Source organism: Pseudomonas sp. Tav-5-1A (assembly GCF_055755055.1).
On the sequence record NZ_CM146901.1, the window covers coordinates 720890 to 739231 of the forward strand.

Sequence of the window (18342 nt, forward strand, 5' to 3'; positions counted from 1 at the left end):
CGTGGATCCCTTGGTCTTCAGCATCGGCAACATAATGACGCCCAGCAACTGTAAGAAAGCATTATCACTAAAGCGATAGTCGGCGCTGCTGCGTCAACAAGTTGTTGTTTTTTCAAACCGCCAACGTTTGCGTGGATTTTGTTCACCCCGGTAATGGCGTTTCGTCCTACCTCTACTACCTTGAAATAGCGAAATAGTTTCACGCACTTAACACCCGCGGTGAGCCAGGCTTGGGAAGGCTGACGGTTACAAGGCATAAGGAGGCGCGCAGTTGAGCAGTCGATTGACCATGATTCTGGCGGGCCTGTTTCTGATGGGAGCACTGGTGGCGGCCTACTGGGGCATCGTGCTGAGCAAGCCTGCCGTATCGCCTGTGACCCCTGCCAGTAACACGGCCCTCTCGTGCCCGGAACCCGTGGCGTCGGCCGCCGCACCAGGCGAGTTGACCCAATCTGTGGTGGTCCTGGCCCGCGACATCATCCCCAATACCCCGCTGGCTGCCGCGGACCTGGCCATCGAGAAAGTGCACATTGCTCCGCCAGGCAGCTTTGCCTCGGTGGACCAGGCCCTGGGGCGCAGCACCTCGCGAAGCCTGGCGGCAGGAACCTGGCTCAGTGACGACGCCTTCAGCGCAGGCGGGCCATTGGCGCGCATGATTCGCGCCGATGAGCGGGCGCTGGCCGTTGGCGTCGATGAGGTCATTGGCGCCGCTGGTCAAGTGGCGCCGGGCGATTATGTCGATGTGATGCTGTACTTGCCCCAGCAACAGAGCAATCCGCTGGCCTCCGCCCAGGTGGTGATACCTGCGGTGCGGGTGCTCAGCGTAGGGGAACAGCTGGGCCTGGCTAACGACGGCCATGCGGCCGTGCCGGGTGCCGGCAACGATGACAAGAACCGCAAGGGCGCCCGTACCGTGGTGCTGGCCGTGCCCCAGGCGCTGGCCAGCCGACTGATGCTGGGGGCCCAGGCCGGGACCTTGCGCCTGGCGGTGCGCAGCGCCGACGAAAACCGCCTGGCGCGCTACTGGTCAGGTGAAAAGGACAGTGCGCAGGCGGTAGAAACCACCAACCGCCAGTTGCTGCAGTTCAGTCAGTTGGCCATGAGCAGCGCGGCATCGCCCAGTGCTGGCCAAGCCCCCGCGCGGCGCGAGATGGAAGTGATTCGCGGAAACGAGAAGCCCGATAAAACGCCCTGAATGACAGCAAGGATGCCTTGAATGAGCAGTCGTACCGTGCCGCTTTTCCAGCGAATGATCTGCAGCGTGCTGTTGGCGGGCAGTTGTGTGCCGGCCGTTCAGGCGGCTAGCGCTGGCTGTGCGCAGTTGCCTACGCTGCCAGGCGTGATGGAAGTGACCCAAGGCTTGCAGAACGAGGTGCACACTCCGGTTGCAATCACCCGCGTGGCGATTGGCGAGCCGAAGATCGCTGATGTTCGCGCTGCCGGGGCCAATGGTTTCGTGGTAACGGGCGTGGCCCAGGGCACTACCAGCCTGACGGTATGGACCGACTGCTCCAGCGCACCCCGGCAGAGCATGGTGTTTGTCCGTGGTGCCGCCACCGCCGGCCTCGACCCACTCAGCGGGCCACCTGTCAGCGACCCCGACTTGCCCAGCCAGGTGCAGACCGACATTCGTTTCGTGGAAGTCAGCCGCACCAAGCTCAAGGAGGCCAGCACGTCGATTTTCGGCAAGGGCTCGAACTTCCTGTTTGGCTCACCCAATACCGTCAGCGGCACCGTTGCCCCCGGTGGCATCGGCAGCGTGGCCGGCGCCGCTACCCTGGCCAGCGGCAGCTTCAACATCGCCTTCGGTGGTGGCAAGGTGCTGGGCCTGATCAACGCCCTGGAAAGCAGCGGCTTCGCCTACACCCTGGCACGCCCCAGCCTGGTGGCGCTGAGCGGCCAGAGCGCGAGTTTCCTCGCCGGTGGCGAGGTGCCTATCCCGGTGCCCAGCAGCGGCAGCAACAACATCTCCATCGAATACAAGGAATTCGGTATTCGCCTGACGCTCACGCCAACGGTGGTCAACGGCGACCGCATCTCCCTGAAAGTGGCGCCCGAGGTCAGCGAACTGGACTACACCGCCGGCATTACCATTGCCGGTACCACGGTGCCGGCCTTGAACGTGCGCCGCACCGACACCAGCGTTTCCCTGGCTGATGGCGAGAGCTTCGTCATCAGTGGCTTGATCAGCAACAAGACCACCTCCGATGTGAGCAAGTTTCCCGGCCTGGGCGATATCCCGGTGCTGGGTGCGTTCTTTCGCACCTCCAACATCACCCGTGAGGAAAAGGAATTGCTGATGGTCGTCACCCCGCACCTGGTCAGGCCGCTGGCCGCCAATGCGCGGCTGCCAAACATGCCCGGCGAGAACCTGCACAACTACGACCCCAATTGGTACCGGATGTACTTCCTCGAAAGTGGCGATTTCGACCGAATGAGTGGGCTGTCCAAATGAGCCAGAGCCTGAGTCAGACGTTTCTTGCCATCACCCGCAACGATGGTGACCTGGAGTGGCTGCAGGGCGCCCTGGCGCCGCTGGGCCAGGTGGTGGGCGCCGCCAGTGGCAGCCTCGACGAACTGCTGGCGCTGGTGGACGTGACCTTCGCCAGCCTGGTGTTCATTGGCCTGGACCGCGATCAGGTGGGCAACCAGTGCGCACTCATCGAGGGCGCACTGGAGGCGAAGCCGATGCTGGCGGTCGTGGCCCTGGGCGATGGCATGGACAACCAACTGGTGCTCAATGCCATGCGTGCCGGCGCCCGTGACTTTGTGGCCTACGGGTCGCGCTCAAGCGAAGTGGCCGGGTTGGTGCGCCGCCTGAGCAAACGCCTGCCGCCGGTGGCCACCAACCCCAACCTGGGTGCCCTGACCGTGCTGTACGGCGCCCAGGCCGATGGCGATGGTGCGCTGCTGTCGGCGCACCTGGGCCTGGTGGTGCACCGCAGCAAACAACATACGCTGCTGCTGGACCTGGGGCTGCCGCGTGGCAGCAGCCTGGCAATGCTCAACCTGGAGACCACCTTCCATTTCGGCGACGCCTTGCGCAACTTGCGGCGCCTGGACGGCACCATGATCGATAGTGCGTTCCCGCGGGCCCCCTCGGGCATGAGCATCCTGGCCTATGGCGAAAAGGATGAACCGCTGGAAGAGACCAGTGCCGCCGAGTTGTACATGTTGCTCAGCGCCTTGCGCCAGCATTTCCAGCACATCGTGGTAAACCTCATGGGCCAGCCCGACAGTGAAGCCTTGCGCACCTTCGTCAGCCACTGCGACAAATTGCTCTGGTACACCGACCAGAACGTGGTGGAGTGCCGGCGCAACCTGGCGGTGCTCAACCTGTGGCGGGAGAAGGGCATGAAATTGCAGCACGCACGTCTGCTGGTGGACCGCTACCTGCGGGCCGTGGCGCCGGATTCCGACGCCCTGGGTAAAAGCTACGGGTTGCCAGTGCTGTCGGTGCTGCCGTTCAGCCCGGAGGTGCGCATGAACGCCAAGAACCAGGGTACCAGCCTGTTCGAATTGGCCCCGCGGGAAACCCTGACCAACGGCCTCAAGGCCCTGGGGGAACGCCTGGCCAAACGCTCCGAGGCGGTGAAACCGCAAGGGGCGGGCTGGTTCAACCGTCTGTGGGGGGGGGGTAAGGAATGAGCGAAAAACTGTTCGGCGGCCCACGTGGCCAGGGCACAAGCGGCGACCCCCAGGGCCTGAAGCTGGTGCTGCACCGCTTTATCATCGATGCCATCGAAGAGTCGGGCAAAAACCTGCTGGAAGGCTCCCGCCCGGTCCTGGCCCAGTTCGTCATGGACCGGGTGGGCGACTACATCGCCCGCCGCCACCTGGCCGTGTCGCGCTATGAAATGGAACGCCTGGCCGAGGAGCTGGTGGATGAGCTGACCGGCTACGGCCCGTTGGAGGTGCTGTTGCGCGATGCCAGCGTGACCGAGATCCTGGTCAACGGCCCCCATCGAGTGTTTGTCGAACGTCAGGGGGTGCTGCACCACACGGACCTGCGCTTTATCGACGCCCACCATGTGGAGCGGGTGATGCAGCGTATTCTTGCACCGCTGGGCAGGCGCCTGGACGAGTCCTCGCCCATGGTCGACGCGCGGCTGCCCGACGGCAGCCGGGTCAATGCCATCATCCCCCCCATCGCCCTGGATGGCCCGTGCCTGTCGATTCGTAAATTTCGCAAGGACATGCTCAAGAGCACCGACCTGATGGCCACCCAGACCATCGACCAGGCCATCTACGACTTCATTCAGGAAGCCGTGGGCAAGCGCTGCAATATCCTGGTCAGCGGCGGCACCGGCACCGGCAAGACCACCATGCTCAATATCCTCAGCCAACTGATCAGCCCGCACGAACGGCTGGTCACCATCGAGGACGTGGCCGAGCTGCAGCTGGACCACCCCCACGTGGTGCGCCTGGAAACGCGCCCGCCCAACGCCGAGGGGCACGGCGAGGTAAAGTCCGCCGACCTGATTCGCAACGCCCTGCGGATGCGCCCCGACCGCATCATCCTTGGCGAGATCCGCGGGGTAGAGGTGGTGGACGTGCTCACCGCCATGAACACTGGCCACGATGGTTCCATGAGCACCGTGCACGCCAACAACGCCCAGGATGCCTTGTTGCGCCTGGAAACCCTGGTGGGCCTGACCGGGCGTACCGTGGCCGAGAAAACCCTGCGGCAGATGATTGTTGCCGCCCTGGACGTGGTGATCCAGCTCACCCGCCGCCCCGATGGCCGCCGCTGCGTGAGCGAGGTCGTGGAAGTAGTGGCCGTGCGTGACGACGTCTACGTCACCAACACCCTGTTCCGCCTCGACCGCCAGACCGGCTACGGCTTTGTGCGCGAAGCGATCAACCCGGCTGGCGACAAGCTGCGCCGGGACTCTTTCACCCACGTGCACTAGGCCGGGGGGCGCGCATGCTGTTGGCGATCGCGATGTACCTGCTGAGCCTGGGCCTGCTGACGCTGGCGGCACGGTTTTTCCTGCTGGGGCTGCGGCACAAGGGCGACAAGCTGGTGCTGGCGCGCCTGGGGCAAGGTCAGGCCGAGCCGGCCAGCACCCAGCCGTTGATGCAATGGATGGAGCGGCGTTTCCTGCGCGCAGGGCTGGGGCGCGCCAGTGAGCGCGTGGGCCTGTTTTTGGCGATATGGGCCGGGCTGGCCTTGCTGGGTGGCTTGCTGGGCGGCTGGTTCGGCTTGGCGGCCATGTTGCTGGCGCCACCGTTCGTGCTGCGCGCCTATGTCAGCTGGCGCTATGAGCGTCGCGTGCAACGCATGATCCAGCAGTTGCCTTCGCTGCTCGACTATACGGTGCGCAGCCTCAAGTCCGGGCGCACCCTGGCCGACGCCGTGCTGGGGGCCATGGACGCCAGCACCGACCCGTTGCGCGAGGCGATGATGCGGGTGGACCGCAACGTTCGCCTGGGCGTCAGCCTCGACGAGGCGGTGGATGACTTCGCCGAGCTGTTCGATCGCGATGAATTCCGTCTGTTCGCCCTTGGGCTGCGGATCAACCAGCGCTTTGGCGGCAATGCCAGCGAGTTGCTGGAGAACCTCATCAAGTTTATCCGCGAACGCGAGCAGGGCGCGCGGCAATTGTCGGCGATGACCGGTGAAACGCGCATGACGGCGGCAGTGCTGGCTGCGCTGCCGGTGTTGCTGGTGGGCTACTTCCTGCTCACCAATCCTGGGTACCTGATAGGCATGTGGCACCAGCCGACGGGCCAGCACCTGCTGTTGACCGCGTTGCTGTTGCAGGTCGGTGGCTGCGTGGCGCTGTGGCGCATGCTGAGGAGTATCTGATATGCCTTTGCTCTTGAGTGCGCTTTTGCTGCTGCTGGGCAGTGGTGTCTTCGTCCTTTACTACCGGCAGCAGATCCAGCGCCAGCGCCTGGTGGCGCGCCGCCTGCGCGGCCAGCGGGACCGGGACAACCGTGTGGGCAGCTGGTTGCAACTGTTGGGCGAAAGCGGCCTGGGCCAGCGGGCGATCCGCATGGACAGCGAGACTCAGGTGCTGCTCGACCGCATCGGCTGGCGCCGGGCCAGCCAGCGCGCACGTTTCGCCGCCTGGCAGGTGAGCTCGCCATTGCTGGCGCTGGGCCTGGTGTGGACGGTGCAGACCTTGTTCTTCCTGCCGGTGGAGCATGAGATGCTCGCGCCATTCTTCGCCCTGGGCATTGGCTATATCTTGCCTAAACGGGTGCTGGCGTGGGTGGCGAACCGACGCAAGCAACAAGTTGCCCGTGAGGTTTCCACGCTGATTCCGCTGCTGCGCATCCTGTTTGAGTCCGGCCTAGCCGTTGAACAGGCACTGCGCATCCTTACCCATGAGTCCCAGGGCTTGCTACCGGTGCTCAGCAGCGAGCTGCGCCTTGCGCTGACCCGCGTGGATTCTGGCCTGGAGCTGGGCGAGCAGCTGGACGGGATAGCGCGGCTGCTGGCGGTGGATGAGTTCACCGACACCTGCGTCATCCTGCGGCAGTTGATCAACCAGGGGGGCGGGGCAATGAAGTCTCTGCTCGCCTTGAAGCAGTTGCTCGATGACCGGCGCCTCACCACCCAGCAGGAATACATCTCGAAGCTGTCGGGGAAGATGTCGGTGGTCATGATGGTGTTCCTGTTTCCAGCGTTGCTGATTGTGTTGGCGGGTCCGGGAATGGTCGCCATTTCCAGAGCCTTTACCCATTGAACCCTGCAACGGACACGTACTGATGAAAGCATTGCTGATGGCCACCCTGCTGCTGGCGCTGACCGGCTGTGCCGCCGACGGCCGTTTTGACCTGCAGGCCCTCAACGGCAAGCCTGGGCAATGCCCCAAGCCTACGCCCGAGCAGGACCTGTCGCTGAACCTGGCCGACGACATGGCCAACGAAGGCCGCTTGCACGCCAGCCTGGCCAACCTCGAAGGGCTGCCCGACAACCTGGTGCAAGTGCGCGTGCGCAAGGCGCGGGTGATGCGGTTGTTGGGGCGCGGCGAGGCCGAACCGCTGTACCGCGGCCTGCTGGGTACGTGCATGGCAGCCGAGGGTGAGCACGGCCTTGGCCAGCTGGCGGCCGCCAAGGGCGACAATGGCCTGGCCATGAGCCATTTGCTGCGCGCGGCACGGTTGTCGCCCACCGACGAGAAAATTCGCAATGACCTGGGCGTGGTCTACCTCAACCAGCTACGCCTGGAGGATGCGCGCTTCGAGTTCCTCACCGCCATGGAGCTCAAGCAGGGGGACAGCCTGGCGGCAGTGAATATGGTGACCTTGCTGATCTACCAGGACAAATGGCAGCAGGCCGCCGAACTGACGACGCGTGCCAACCTCACGCCCGAGCAGGTCGGCGAGGCCCAGGCGCGCGCCGATAAACTCAAGACAGGCGGCAAGGTGGTGGCGACCATCGAGGCACCGGTTTCACCGGTCAAATAGTCAGGAGGCAGCATGGGAATCAAGGCATTGGCCGTCATGATGGCGCTGTGCACCAGCCCGGCATGGGCCATCGAGCCCGGCCCGGCATCAGCGGCGCAGCAGGGCACGGAGCAATGGCTGCTGCTGCAAAGCAGCGGCCAGGCGGCTTCGCGCAACCCGCAGCCGACCACCGCCGTGGAGCGCGAGGCGGCGATGCAGCGCTGGTTGGACAGTTACAAGCTGAAGATCCCGCAGTGGTATGTCAGGGATGACTCCGGCAAGATCGAGCACTAGCGTCAGTAGGCAGTGGCTCGCTGCCGCTGATTGGGCGCCAGCGCCAGGGCCAGTTGCGTACGGTTATGCATGTGGGTCAGGCGCAGCACCTGGCTCACGTAAAGCTTGACGGTGTTCTCGGTAATGCCCAGCTCGCAGGCGATCTGGTAGTTGGTCTGGCCCCTGCCCACCAGTTGCGCCACGGCCATTTGCCGCGGCGAGAGCTGGTCGAAGCCGGCCGGTATCGCCCGTGCTGCTTCAGTTGCCGGCGCTTCCAGCGCCTGCTCGCGCACCTGTTCAAGGTCCTGGTACAGGTCATTGATGGAGCTGGCGAGGAACTGCAGCTTTTCGTTCAGGTGGCCCAGGTGCTGGACGGTTTGCTGCCGGCTCGCCAGGTTGGCCTCGTGGCGCTGCAGGCCCTCCAGCAGCTCGTCGATATCCACGGGCTTCTGGTAATAGTCGACGAACCCTTCGCGTAGCGCCTTGATCACATCCTGCTTGTCGGCGCGCCCGGTCATCATGATGGGCTCGAACGGGCGCCCCTTGCCTGCCACTTGCTTGAGTTGCTGGACCAGTTCGATGCCGTCCAGGCCGGGCATGTGCAGGTCGCACAGCACCAGGCCGACGGCGGGGTCGCGGGCAAAGCATTCCAGCGCCTGCTGGCTGCTGAGGCAGGGCACGCACTGGTAACCGCTGGTCTCCAGCAGCTCGCAGAGCAGTTCGACGATCTCGGGTTCATCGTCGACGACCAGCACTTTGACGGACGAGACGTGCTTGTTCACGAGCAACTCCCTGTTGGCAACTGATAGGCAAGGTCTCTTGACGTAGTGGCAAATGATGGCCAGTCACTACCTTTTGACGTTAGCTGTACTTTCCGACTAAGTACATAGAGGCAGGCGCATTTATCGATCAGTGGATCCAAAAAAGTGACGCCAGGAAGCCTGCGAGCAGGAACGGCACGAAGGGCGGCTTGACCTGGGGATCCGGCTGCAGGTTCTGCAAGCGTTTGCGCAGCCGTGGGCTGAGGCGTTTCCATATCCGCGGGCCCAGCAGCATCCAGGCGATCATGGTCACCCCGGCGCCTATGAACGTGGCCAGCACATGCATGCGGTCGGTGGCCAGGGCCAAGGCCCACAGCAGCTTGACGTCACCTGCGCCCAGCCGGCCGCTGATGTAGCCGGGCAGGGTCAATACCATGGCGATAGCCAGTGCCAGGCCGGCTTCCTCGGCGGTGCCGCCCAGCCACGTGTGGCCGCTGTAGAACAGGAAGAACAGCGCGAACAGCGCTCCGCCAAAAGTCAGTCCGTTGGCAATCTGCCGGTGGCGGATGTCCTGTTCGGCGCAGAGGGTAAACCAGATCAATAGTACTAGGCTTGGCATCCGGTAAAAAACGTCCCTTTTCGTCGAATGATTCTATGCTCTAACACAGGTGTACTGTCAGGGTAGACGCGATCATGCATGCAAGCCTCCCCCACAAGCAAAAAGGTGCGGCCGCGATTGAATTCGCGCTGGTCTTCGTCATCTTTTTCGCGGTGTTCTACGGGGTGGTCGCCTACAGCCTGCCATTGCTGATGATGCAGACCTTCAACGAGGCCACGGCCGAGGCCGTGCGCCAGAGCGTGGCGGTCGACCCGGCCACCTCTGGCAGCGGCTATACCGCACTGGTCAAGTCCACGGCCACCGATTCAATCACCAACGCCATGACCAATTCATGGCTGCCCAAGGCCTTGAACTTCTCGTCCAGCTACATCTCCGTTACCTACGCGGGCGCCGGCAAACTGCTCACCGTGGCCATCAATTACCCCAGCAGCAACCTGAATGCCGTCATGCCGTTCCTGACCCTGCCGGGGCTGGGGCAGGTGCCGAACCTGCCAGCGACCATGACGGTCTCCTCGAGCATCATGCTTTGAGTGCCGGCGAGAAGCTGTTCGGGCGCTGGCGCTCGCAAACGACGCCCGTGCTGCCGGTGGCGCTGGAAGTGGCGCCCCAGGTGGCCAGCGGCCTGCAACTGCTGCTCGACCCCCAGGGCCAGGTGCTGCGCCTCAGCGGCCCCCTGCGCCACCAACTGGCCGCAGCGGCCGGCGCCGACCGCCGCCTGGCCAACTACCTGCAGCCTAACAGCCGGCTGGTGGTGGAGGGCGAGCCGGCGGACTGGCAGGGCCAGACCCTGGACCTGGACTTCAAGGCCGCCGACGGCACCCTGCACACCCGTGGCTGGGTGCAGCACCAGGCGGAAGGCTGGGTACTGCAAGTGTTCGACGTTGGCGACCTGCTGGCCGAGCGTGGCCAGCAGCAGGCGCACGGCCAGTTCCAGCGCCTGCTGGCACAGATCGCCGAGCGCCTGCGCCTGAGCAGCCTGGAGCGCCTGGATGAAGTAATCGCCGAGCAACTGCACGGTATTGCCAGCCAGTGCCAGTTGCCGGGCGTGGCCCTGCTGCTGCGTGCCGGCGAGGCGGCCCAGTGGCAGGTATTCAGCGACTGGTTGCGCCCCGGCGAGCTGACCCTGTGGCCCGCCGAAACGCGCCTTAACCGCAGCCTGCCCGGGCTGGACAGCCATGGCGTGCTGGACAGCGACCTGTTGGCGCCGGCCCTGGGCTGCCTGGTGCCGTACCGCGAAAATCACGGCGTCGCCGCCTGGCTGCTGTGCGCGCTGCCGCCCACGGGCGTACCTGTTGCGCTGAAAGAACATGGCCAGGCGCTGTTCGCCGCCCTGGCCGGGCCTGTGCTGGCGCGGCTGGCCGAGCGCGGCCATCGCCACCAGCTTGAGCGCCTGGAAACCCTGCAGGGGCTGATGGGCACCGGTTGGTGGGAGTTCTTCCCCGAACGTGACAGCCTGCAACTGGCCCCCGGCCTGGCCCAGGCCCTGGACGCCCCGCAACAACTGCCGCTGCAGGACTGGCTGGCGCTGGTCCACCCCGCCGACCGCGCCGAGCTGCAAAGCCGCCTGCGCGACGTGCAGCGCGGCCACGAGCTGAGCCTCAGCGTGCGCCTGCACAAGGGCGACCCGCCGCTGTGGTTCCGGGTGCAGGGCCGCGTGCTGGAGGGGGACCGCATCCGCCGCGTAGTGGGCATGATGCTCGACATCAGCGACATCAAGAACCAGCAACAGCAGGCCGCCGCCGCCCACAAGCGCCTGGACAACGTGATCGCCAGCTCGCCGGCGGTCATCTACGTGCAGCGCTACGCCGAGGGCGCGCTGCAACCCACCTTCTTCAGCGACAGCCTGCGGCCGCTGCTGGGCTGGGCCCTGGAAGACTGCCAGGACGGCGAGATGGCCCAGTGGGTGCACCCCGACGACCGCGACGGCTACTTCCAGCGCACCCGCCAACTGCTGCGCGAAGGCGCGGTGCGCAGCCGCTACCGCCTGCGCGACCGCCAGGGCAATTACCATTGGGTGCTGGACGAAGCCCGGCTGTTGCGCGACGACCTGGGCATGCCCGTGGAAGCCGTTGGCCTGTGGCTGGACGTGACCGAAGCCACCGTCGCCAGCGAACTGGTGCGCCAGAGCGAGGAGCGCTACCGCATCCTGGTGGAAGACTCGCCGGCGATGATCTGCCGCTACCGTCCCGACCTGACCCTGACCTTCGGCAACCAGCCGCTGGCCAAGTACCTGGAGTGCAGCACCGAAGAGCTGCCGGGCATCAACCTGGGCAACTGGCTGTCCAACGAACAGCGCGACGCCTTTGTGGCGCGCCTGGCCACCCTGACCCCGCAGCAGCCGGTGAGCGCCGCCGAAATCGCCCTGCAACTGCCCGGCCGTGAGCATGCCTGGTGGGTGTGGTCCGACCGTGGCGTGTTCGACGAGCGCGGGCAACTGATCGAGATCCAGGCCGTGGGGCGCGACAACACCGAGGTGCGGCGCACCCAGCAGCAACTGACCCAGAGCGCGAAAATGGCCACCCTCGGCGAGATGGCCACAGGCCTTGCCCACGAGATCAACCAGCCGCTGAACGTGATGCGCATGGCCATCGTCAACGTGCTCAAGCGCCTGGGCAACGGCGACGTGCAGATCGACTACCTGCAGGACAAGCTCAACCGCATCGACGCCCAGGTGCAACGCGCCGCGCGGGTGGTGGACCACATGCGGGTGTTCGGCCGCCGCTCGGAAATCGAGATGCAGCTGTTCAACCCCAAGGTGGCGGTGGAGGGCACCTTGTCGCTGCTGGCCGAGGGCATGAAAGGCAAGGGCGTGGAACTGCGCGTGCCGGAAATTACCCTGGAGGTGGTGGTGCGCGGCCACGTCGACCAGCTGGAACAGGTGCTGATCAACCTGATGGTCAACGCCCGCGACGCGCTGCTGACCAAGCGCGAGGGCAACCGCGAACTGGAACCCTGGATCGAAACCACCGCCGAGGCCGACGACGAGCGCGTGCGCCTCTACGTGCAGGACAACGGCGGCGGCATCCCGCCGCGCCTGCTGGAGAAAATCTTCGAGCCGTTCTTCACCACCAAGCCGGTGGGTGTCGGCACCGGGCTGGGGCTGTCGGTGAGCTACGGCATCATCGAAAACATGGGCGGCCGCCTGAGCGTGACCAACACCGACGAAGGCGCACGCTTCTGCATCGAACTGCCCATCGCCCACCCCGAATAACCACGCCGCCGCCCTGTAGCAGCGGCCGCAGGCCGCGTCAAAGCACGAGCTGCGCCCGGCCGGTCTGGCAGGTAAGGTTGGCGCCGACGTTTGCCGTCGCCAAATCTACGCCCAAGAGTGAGAGTAAAGAGTTGATGAGTGGATCAAGCAATGTTGCCAGCAATGAAACTAGTGGTGAAAGTAGGGTGCTGGTCAACGTGGTAACGGCACCTGCCAATGCAGTCGAAAGACCTGCAACAAGATTGGGAACAGTGGCTTTATAGTTTACGAGGATGTTATTGCTTAGGGCCGAGCTAAGGTTTCCCAAGATGTTCGTTGATGAAAACGAATAGTTTTGAGAGGCTTGGCCGATGTCTGGAGGGTTTGTAAAGGTGTGCGTGGAAGTGGTGCTTGCTAACGGGACGTTCACTTGCAGGCCTAGACCGCCCCCCGCCAATGGTGTGCGCACACAGTTGGAACTGAGCGCCCCGCACGTGATTGTTCCGATATCAAGAAGCAGTAAAGGGGATGCCGAAGCCGGCGAGGTTGAAGAAAGAAAATCAGTGCTGCTTATGGTGCCGACCCGAATCGTCCCTGCAGCAGTATCGCCTTGGGCTGTGAGCGATTTTTGCCCGGCCACGCAGCTATAGTCAGTTACGTAGGCATCGCTGCTACCTACTTCCACGCCAATACTGACCGTAGCGTCAGGAAGTATTTTTGGGTCAATGGTTGTACAGCCGAAGAGGCAACTTAGCGCATTTAACAACCCTGTCACGGTTCCCAGCCCCAAGTTGCCTACGCTGGTCAGTGTCTGGACAAGTGTCAGTTGTGCTGAAATAAGGAGGCGTACTTGTGCGGTTCGCACGTAGATGCGGTTTGCGCCCAGTGGGTCAGCTTTAGCCAAAGCAGGATTCCCAATGGCTGAGAACTGCGGTGGTTCGATAATGCTGGTTTGTATGCTGATGCTGGTCAGGCCTGGGATTGAAACTCCGGTGTTTAGCGAAACGGCATTGCCTTTCGCCGCGACCTGAATGATTCCTTGCACAAGTTGAAATAGCTGCAAGTTGCCATTTAGCCCGGCAGTGCCTGAGCCCGTGGTCGTTTGAATCAAATCCCCCAACTTGATCGTCGAACCGCTGCCAATCGCTGAAATCTGCCCCAGCGCGGTGGTCACCGTTGCAGCGGCGCCGTTCTGCTGTACCAGGGTAGCTGCGGCCTGAACCAGAGTGGTCACGCTCAAGTTGGTGTTGAGCAGCGTGGTGTAGTCACCCGCCGTTATGCCGGCAGTGATGGCGGCCTGGTTCAAATAACTGAGCAGGTTGACGTTGGTGCTGAGCAGGCCGTTGTACTGCGCGGCGCTGAGGTTGAGGCTGCCGCCCAGCAGGCCACCGAGCAAGGCGTTTAGCAATGGGGACTGGCTGGAGTCGACAGTGGCCAGGCTGCTGCGGATATTCAACTGTGCCAGCGGGTTGCCCACGTACCCTGCCGTGGCCGTGGCGTGCAGGGTGGTCGTGGTGCTGACGCCGGCGCCGGTCATCAGGCTCCATATGCCATAGGCCACGCTGGAGGTGACCGATTCGGTGGCCGTGACTTGTATCGCCTGGGTGGCCGTGATGCTGCTGGTGAAGGTACGCAGGTTGTTGCTGCCGGTGGTCAGCGTGCCGCAGGTGGCGGTGAGGGTGTTGCCCGAGCCCAGGGTGAAGCCGTTGCGCGCGGCGCTGGTCGTGGCCTGGGTGAGGGCGTTGACGCCCGTGCCGCTGCACACGGCGTTCATGTTCGACGCCTCGAGGGCGGCGGCGTCGACGACGCTCTGCAACTGGCGCTTGTTAAGGTAGATCCTGCCGCTGTCGATGATCAGCAGCATGAACAACAAGGCCATGCCCAGGGTGATGGCGGCCATCAGGCCGATCGCACCGCGTTGCCGGTACGGGGAAGCAAAGCGCGGGACCATCGAGCACTCCTTGCCGACACTGTCACGTCCAGTGGGTGTGTTTCAGCGTAGCAGCCGGTGGCGTGCTTGCACCCGTAGCAGCGGCCAAAGGCCGCGTCCCGCCGTGACACGGTCCGGACGCGGCCTGCGGCCGCTGCTACGGGGGTTATTTCGGCGGGTAGGTGGACAGCACCTTGGTCACGGTCTTCTGGATGGCCGCGGTGCGCTCGGCAGGGCTGGGCGGGTAGCTGTTCATGATCTGCTCGGAACTGCCGCGCCACACCAGCTTGCCGTCGTGGCCGTCCAGCAGGTCGACCTGGATGGTGGCCACCTTGTAGTCCACGCTGCGGGTCTCGTTGTACATCGGCCCGCCCCAGTAGCCTCCCCAGTAACCGCCCCAGGCGCCGCCGTAATTGGTGGTGATCTGCTGCTGGCGGTTCTCGACGATCAGGTAGGTCTGCACGCTGAGGTCACCGCGGGCCCCGGCCTGGGCGGGGCGCAGGCCGCGCTGGTCGAGTTCGCTGGCCACCGCTTCGCGGATGCGCTGCTCGGTGAGGTCACTCTTGATGCGCGGGTCATCGGGGCGGTACTGCAGGGCCGGTTCCTTCCAGCTCCAGCTGCGGTAGGCACCGAAGTCACGGCTGGCGTCGAAGTCGTGGTTGACCTGGTTGCTTTCGCAGGCGCTGAGCAACAGCGCCACCACTGACAGTAAAGCAAGACGGCGGAACATGATGATGTTCTCCAGTTACCTAGCGTGGGGGGTAGGCCGCGAGGGCCTTGTTCACGGCGCCGCGCAAGGCGTCGCCGCGTTGGCTGATGCTGCCTTGGCCGTCTGTCTCTGCGCTGGCGCTCCAGACCGGTTGCCCGGTGGCGCCGTCGAACAGGTTGATGCGCACCACCATGACCTGCACCTCATAGGTGCGCACTACAGGAGGATAGCCGCCGTAGGGCCCATAGGGACCGTAACCGGGGCCCGGGCCGTAATCTTCCTGCACCTGGCGCAGGCGCTTCTCCATGCGCACGTCGGTGCTCACCAGCAGGTCCGCCGGGCCGTTGCGCGCCGGGCGCAGGCCGCGCTGGTCCAGGCCCTCGCTGACGGCCTCGGCGATCTGGTCGGACTCAGCCAGCGGGCTGCCCGGCGGCGGCTGGTGGTTGAACCAGGTCCAGCTGCGGTAGCTGGCAAAATCCCGCGGCTGCGCCGGGTAGGCGCTGCGGTCGAAGGTCTGCGCCGCCTGCGGGGGTGCTGGCGGCAGCGGGTTGGAGCTGGCGGTGTAGGGGTTGGGGCTTTCGCAGCCGGCCAGGGCCAGCACGATCAGACTCAAGGCAAGTGGGCGGTACATGGTGATCTCCACAGCGTCAGACGGGACGGCAGATCCAGTGCAGATAGCGGCCAAGGCCCGCGTACGCCGGGTGGCGACGGTAGGCCAGTTCCATTTCCAGCAGGTCGTCCAGCGCCGCTTTCTTCTGGAAGTCGACCGGCATGTAATCGTGAAAAACCCGTACGCCGCTTCTGCTTTCGACCTGCCAATGGCCGTCGAGTTGCGCCTGCAGTTCGCGTGGGTCCAGAGGCATTTGCGGGGTGAGGCTCTGTTTTTCACCGGCCATGTCGTTGCTGCGCAGCTTGCGGAAATGGCCTTTGAGCAGGTTGCGATACACCAGCGCGTCGCGGTTGTAGAACGCCAGCGACAGCCAGCCGCCCGGTGCCACCAGGCTGCGCAACACCGGCAGGATGGTGAACGGCTCGGCCAGCCACTCCAGCACGGCGTGGCAGATCACCAGGTCGTACTGCTCGCTCAGCAGGCCGGGCAGGTCCTGCCACGGTGCCTGGATGAAGGTGGCGGCCAGGCCGGCCTCGGCGAAACGCTGGCGCGCGCCTTCGAGCATGGGCTCGGCGGGCTCGGCCAGGGTTACCTGGTGGCCTTGCTGGGCCAGCCACAGCGACATGTGGCCCAGGCCGGCGCCAATGTCCAGCACCCGCAGCGGGCGCTGGGGCAGGGCTTCGGTCAGATCGGTCTGCAACACGGCCAGGCGGATGGCGCCCTTGGCGCCGCCGTAGATCTTTTCGGCGAAGCGGGTGGCCAGTTCATCGAAGTGACGGTCGCTCATTTGGCGAACCGCCGTTCGCTGTGGGCCAGTTTGGCGCGCACCACGGCGTCCATGTCCAGGCCTAGTTCGCTGCACAGCAGCAACAGATAGAGGACGATGTCGCCCACTTCCTGGCCGGCGTGCTCAAGCTTGTCCGCCGGCAGCTGGCGCGACTGGTCTTCGCTCAGCCATTGGAAAATTTCCACCAGCTCGGCCATTTCGACGCTGGCGGCCATGGCCAGGTTCTTGGGGCTGTGGAAACCACGCCAGTCATTGTTGTCGCGGATGCGATGCAGGCGTTGGGTCAGTTCTTCGAGGTTCATGGGGCTCTCCTGTGCCTAAAGCTTGGGGCGCAGGCGCGCGGCGCGCAAGAGCAACGCGAATGAAAATCTGTATGGCGGCTGAAACCTGTGCAAATTCCCGGTGCGTGGTGCCTGGGACGCGGCCTGCGGCCGCTGCTACAGGATGACGTTGGGGCCCTAAAAACTCGCTGGCAAGCCAGCTCCCACAAAGACATTTGCTGCTACGGACCTCGTAGCAGCTGCCGCAGGCTGCGTCCGGGCCCGATGCGATGCCCCCTGGAAACCGCGCCGTCCGGGACGCGGCCTTTGGCCGCTGCTACAGGATGACGGTGAGCCAGGTGGAGATGAGCAGCAGCACCGCCAGGGTGCGATTCATGCGCTGCATGGCCCGGGGCGAGCGCAGCCAGCGCGCGGAGCCTGCGCCCAGCAGTGCCCAGCAGCCCATGCACGGCAGCGACACCAGGAAGAACGCCAGCGCCAGCCACTGCACGGCCAGGCCCTGGGCGCTGAACACGCTGACTACCGCCAGGGCCATCATCCAGGTCTTGGGGTTCACCAGTTGCAGGCTGGCAGCGCTGGCCAGGCCCAGGCGGCGCTCGTCGTCGGCGTGCACGGCGGTTGCCGGCGCCGCCCAGATTTTCCACGCCAGCGAGGTCAGCCACAGCAGGCCGGCCACGGTCATGGCCGGTTTCACGTAGGGCAGGGTCATCAGCGTGCGGCCCAGGCCGGTGCCTACCGCCAGCACGATCAGCGCCGCCGCCGCACAGGCGCCGAGGATAATTGGCAGCACCGCGCGCAGGCCGAAGCGTGCGCTGTTGCTCAGCACCAGGATGTTGGTGGGGCCGGGGGTGATGGAAGCGACGAAGGCGAACAGCATGAAGGCGAGCATGGCAGGCTCCGATAACGGGAAGTGGCCATGATCGGCGTTGCGCGGCGCTCAGTCTGGAAGGTTTGAGCAGCGCTTGCGGTATGCCGCCGGGGTCATGCCATAGGCGCGCATGAACCAGCGCCCCAGGTGGCTCTGGTCGGCGAAGCCCAGGTCGCTGGCCACGTCTGCTGGCCAGGCGCCCCCGGCCAGCAGGCGGCGGGCGCGGGCCAGGCGCAGCTGCACCAGGTAGGCGTGCGGCGGCAGCCCGAAGGCGGCCTTGAACGCGCGGGTCAGGCGGAAGCGGTCGACGCCGCAGGCGATGGCCAGTTCGTCCATGCCCAGGTCGCGGAAGCAGTGGCTGTGCAAATAATCGCGTGCGCGCTGGGCCACCAGCGGCAGGCGCGGGTCGCTGTTTTGGCGCTGGCGCCATTGGGTGTGGGTGGTCAGGCGCTCCAGCAGGCCGTCCAGCGCGCTCTGGCGCACGATGCGCAGTTCCTGGCCGTGCAGCGCGCTGAAGGCGAACAGCGCGGCGTGGGCCAGGCGCGGGTCCTGGGTCAGGGTCTCGGCGAAGCTCAGGGCGTGGTTGGCCGGGGCCTCCTCGAACAGGCTGGACAGCTCGCGCTCCAGCCAGTGCGGGTCCAGGTACAGCATGCGGTAGGTGAAGCCGGCGTCGTCAGGGGCTTCGCCGTCGTGGATCTCGCCCGGTTCGATCAGGAAAATCTTGCCCGGCGTGCTGTCGTGCAGGGTGCGCCGGCAGTTGAAGCGCTGCACGCCCTGCTCGGTGACGCCCACCAGGTAGCTGTCATGCCAGTGCGGGTCGTAGGCATGACCTTTGTAGAAGTGGGCGCGCAGGGTTTCGATGCCGGTTTCCCGGTCCTGGGCCAGGTCGATCCAGTTGGATGGGTTCATGGGC

Annotated in this window: 19 protein-coding genes; 10 read left to right on the top strand and 9 right to left on the bottom strand. The window is 65.0% G+C overall.

Annotated elements, in window-relative coordinates; translation table 11 throughout:
- Window positions 1-271: 271 nt before the first annotated feature.
- From cpaB to AC0J42_RS03380, 8 genes are read left to right on the top strand one after another with little or no spacing between them, the layout of a single operon-like run.
- Window positions 272-1195, top strand: a complete 924-nt coding sequence (gene cpaB / locus AC0J42_RS03345; RefSeq protein WP_473005239.1) for a Flp pilus assembly protein CpaB — start codon at window positions 272-274, stop codon at window positions 1193-1195.
- Between the two features lie 21 nt (window positions 1196-1216).
- On the top strand, window positions 1217-2455 hold the full coding sequence (locus AC0J42_RS03350; RefSeq protein WP_473005240.1) for a type II and III secretion system protein family protein: 1239 nt from the start codon (window positions 1217-1219) through the stop codon (window positions 2453-2455).
- A complete protein-coding gene (locus AC0J42_RS03355) occupies window positions 2452-3648 on the top strand; it encodes a CpaE/TadZ family protein (protein WP_473005241.1) in 1197 nt (398 codons plus the stop codon). Before AC0J42_RS03350 ends, AC0J42_RS03355 begins: the two co-directional genes overlap by 4 nt.
- Window positions 3645-4913, top strand: a complete 1269-nt coding sequence (locus tag AC0J42_RS03360) for a CpaF family protein (protein ID WP_473005242.1) — start codon at window positions 3645-3647, stop codon at window positions 4911-4913. The genes AC0J42_RS03355 and AC0J42_RS03360 overlap by 4 nt, the downstream gene beginning before the upstream one ends.
- A 14-nt stretch (window positions 4914-4927) precedes the next feature.
- Window positions 4928-5812: a type II secretion system F family protein gene (locus AC0J42_RS03365; RefSeq protein WP_473005243.1), complete on the top strand. Its 885-nt coding sequence runs from the start codon at window positions 4928-4930 to the stop codon at window positions 5810-5812.
- 1 nt (window position 5813) lies between these two features.
- Window positions 5814-6698: a type II secretion system F family protein gene (locus AC0J42_RS03370; protein ID WP_473005244.1), complete on the top strand. Its 885-nt coding sequence runs from the start codon at window positions 5814-5816 to the stop codon at window positions 6696-6698.
- A 22-nt stretch (window positions 6699-6720) separates the two neighbouring features.
- Window positions 6721-7422 carry a hypothetical protein gene (locus tag AC0J42_RS03375; protein WP_473005245.1) on the top strand — a complete coding sequence of 234 codons (702 nt, stop codon included), beginning with the start codon at window positions 6721-6723 and terminating at the stop codon, window positions 7420-7422.
- Window positions 7423-7434: 12 nt separating this feature from the next.
- On the top strand, window positions 7435-7695 hold the full coding sequence (locus AC0J42_RS03380; RefSeq protein ID WP_473005246.1) for a DUF3613 domain-containing protein: 261 nt from the start codon (window positions 7435-7437) through the stop codon (window positions 7693-7695).
- A gap of 2 nt (window positions 7696-7697) precedes the next feature.
- Here AC0J42_RS03380 and AC0J42_RS03385 read toward each other — a convergent pair whose 3' ends face one another.
- Both AC0J42_RS03385 and AC0J42_RS03390 read right to left on the bottom strand, forming a co-directional pair.
- Entirely contained in the window at window positions 7698-8456 is a 759-nt protein-coding gene (locus AC0J42_RS03385; protein ID WP_473005247.1) for a response regulator, read from the bottom strand.
- Window positions 8457-8583: 127 nt separating this feature from the next.
- Window positions 8584-9054: a prepilin peptidase gene (locus AC0J42_RS03390; protein WP_473005248.1), complete on the bottom strand. Its 471-nt coding sequence runs from the start codon at window positions 9052-9054 to the stop codon at window positions 8584-8586.
- Window positions 9055-9128: 74 nt separating this feature from the next.
- Here AC0J42_RS03390 and AC0J42_RS03395 point away from each other — a divergent pair, with 74 nt between their 5' ends.
- Window positions 9129-9584, top strand: coding sequence for a TadE/TadG family type IV pilus assembly protein (locus AC0J42_RS03395; protein WP_473005249.1), 456 nt, complete (start codon window positions 9129-9131; stop codon window positions 9582-9584).
- Complete coding sequence (locus tag AC0J42_RS03400) at window positions 9581-12265, top strand: PAS domain-containing sensor histidine kinase (RefSeq protein ID WP_473005250.1); 2685 nt, start codon at window positions 9581-9583, stop codon at window positions 12263-12265. Before AC0J42_RS03395 ends, AC0J42_RS03400 begins: the two co-directional genes overlap by 4 nt.
- A 37-nt stretch (window positions 12266-12302) precedes the next feature.
- On the opposite strand, the gene AC0J42_RS03405 is transcribed toward AC0J42_RS03400, so the two are convergent.
- The 7 genes from AC0J42_RS03405 to AC0J42_RS03435 form a co-directional block, all read right to left on the bottom strand.
- Entirely contained in the window at window positions 12303-14195 is a 1893-nt protein-coding gene (locus AC0J42_RS03405; RefSeq protein ID WP_473005251.1) for a pilus assembly protein TadG-related protein, read from the bottom strand.
- A 145-nt stretch (window positions 14196-14340) separates the two neighbouring features.
- Window positions 14341-14904 carry a DUF4136 domain-containing protein gene (locus AC0J42_RS03410; RefSeq protein ID WP_416422255.1) on the bottom strand — a complete coding sequence of 188 codons (564 nt, stop codon included), beginning with the start codon at window positions 14902-14904 and terminating at the stop codon, window positions 14341-14343.
- A 19-nt stretch (window positions 14905-14923) separates the two neighbouring features.
- The gene (locus AC0J42_RS03415; protein ID WP_416422256.1) at window positions 14924-15514 is read right to left on the bottom strand and encodes a DUF4136 domain-containing protein; all 591 of its coding nucleotides are present in this window, start codon (window positions 15512-15514) and stop codon (window positions 14924-14926) included.
- 16 nt (window positions 15515-15530) lie between these two features.
- Window positions 15531-16280 (bottom strand): methyltransferase domain-containing protein, encoded by a 750-nt coding sequence (locus AC0J42_RS03420; RefSeq protein WP_416422257.1) that lies wholly within the window; start codon window positions 16278-16280, stop codon window positions 15531-15533.
- Window positions 16277-16582: a MazG-like family protein gene (locus tag AC0J42_RS03425; protein WP_416422258.1), complete on the bottom strand. Its 306-nt coding sequence runs from the start codon at window positions 16580-16582 to the stop codon at window positions 16277-16279. Before AC0J42_RS03425 ends, AC0J42_RS03420 begins: the two co-directional genes overlap by 4 nt.
- A gap of 295 nt (window positions 16583-16877) precedes the next feature.
- Window positions 16878-17450 carry a LysE family translocator gene (locus AC0J42_RS03430; protein ID WP_416422259.1) on the bottom strand — a complete coding sequence of 191 codons (573 nt, stop codon included), beginning with the start codon at window positions 17448-17450 and terminating at the stop codon, window positions 16878-16880.
- Between the two features lie 48 nt (window positions 17451-17498).
- Window positions 17499-18338: an AraC family transcriptional regulator gene (locus AC0J42_RS03435; protein WP_473005252.1), complete on the bottom strand. Its 840-nt coding sequence runs from the start codon at window positions 18336-18338 to the stop codon at window positions 17499-17501.
- Window positions 18339-18342: the final 4 nt, after the last annotated feature.

Coding starts and splice junctions, on each gene's coding strand:
- AC0J42_RS03360 (WP_473005242.1), top strand. CDS start 3,645: ATGAGCGAAAAACTGTTCGGCGGCCCACGTGGCCAGGGCACAAGCGGC.
- AC0J42_RS03420 (WP_416422257.1), bottom strand. CDS start 16,280: ATGAGCGACCGTCACTTCGATGAACTGGCCACCCGCTTCGCCGAAAAG.
- AC0J42_RS03365 (WP_473005243.1), top strand. CDS start 4,928: ATGCTGTTGGCGATCGCGATGTACCTGCTGAGCCTGGGCCTGCTGACG.
- AC0J42_RS03430 (WP_416422259.1), bottom strand. CDS start 17,450: ATGCTCGCCTTCATGCTGTTCGCCTTCGTCGCTTCCATCACCCCCGGC.
- AC0J42_RS03410 (WP_416422255.1), bottom strand. CDS start 14,904: ATGTTCCGCCGTCTTGCTTTACTGTCAGTGGTGGCGCTGTTGCTCAGC.
- AC0J42_RS03435 (WP_473005252.1), bottom strand. CDS start 18,338: ATGAACCCATCCAACTGGATCGACCTGGCCCAGGACCGGGAAACCGGC.
- AC0J42_RS03390 (WP_473005248.1), bottom strand. CDS start 9,054: ATGCCAAGCCTAGTACTATTGATCTGGTTTACCCTCTGCGCCGAACAG.
- AC0J42_RS03380 (WP_473005246.1), top strand. CDS start 7,435: ATGGGAATCAAGGCATTGGCCGTCATGATGGCGCTGTGCACCAGCCCG.
- AC0J42_RS03350 (WP_473005240.1), top strand. CDS start 1,217: ATGAGCAGTCGTACCGTGCCGCTTTTCCAGCGAATGATCTGCAGCGTG.
- AC0J42_RS03425 (WP_416422258.1), bottom strand. CDS start 16,582: ATGAACCTCGAAGAACTGACCCAACGCCTGCATCGCATCCGCGACAAC.
- AC0J42_RS03415 (WP_416422256.1), bottom strand. CDS start 15,514: ATGTACCGCCCACTTGCCTTGAGTCTGATCGTGCTGGCCCTGGCCGGC.
- AC0J42_RS03375 (WP_473005245.1), top strand. CDS start 6,721: ATGAAAGCATTGCTGATGGCCACCCTGCTGCTGGCGCTGACCGGCTGT.
- AC0J42_RS03370 (WP_473005244.1), top strand. CDS start 5,814: ATGCCTTTGCTCTTGAGTGCGCTTTTGCTGCTGCTGGGCAGTGGTGTC.
- AC0J42_RS03405 (WP_473005251.1), bottom strand. CDS start 14,195: ATGGTCCCGCGCTTTGCTTCCCCGTACCGGCAACGCGGTGCGATCGGC.
- AC0J42_RS03395 (WP_473005249.1), top strand. CDS start 9,129: ATGCATGCAAGCCTCCCCCACAAGCAAAAAGGTGCGGCCGCGATTGAA.
- AC0J42_RS03355 (WP_473005241.1), top strand. CDS start 2,452: ATGAGCCAGAGCCTGAGTCAGACGTTTCTTGCCATCACCCGCAACGAT.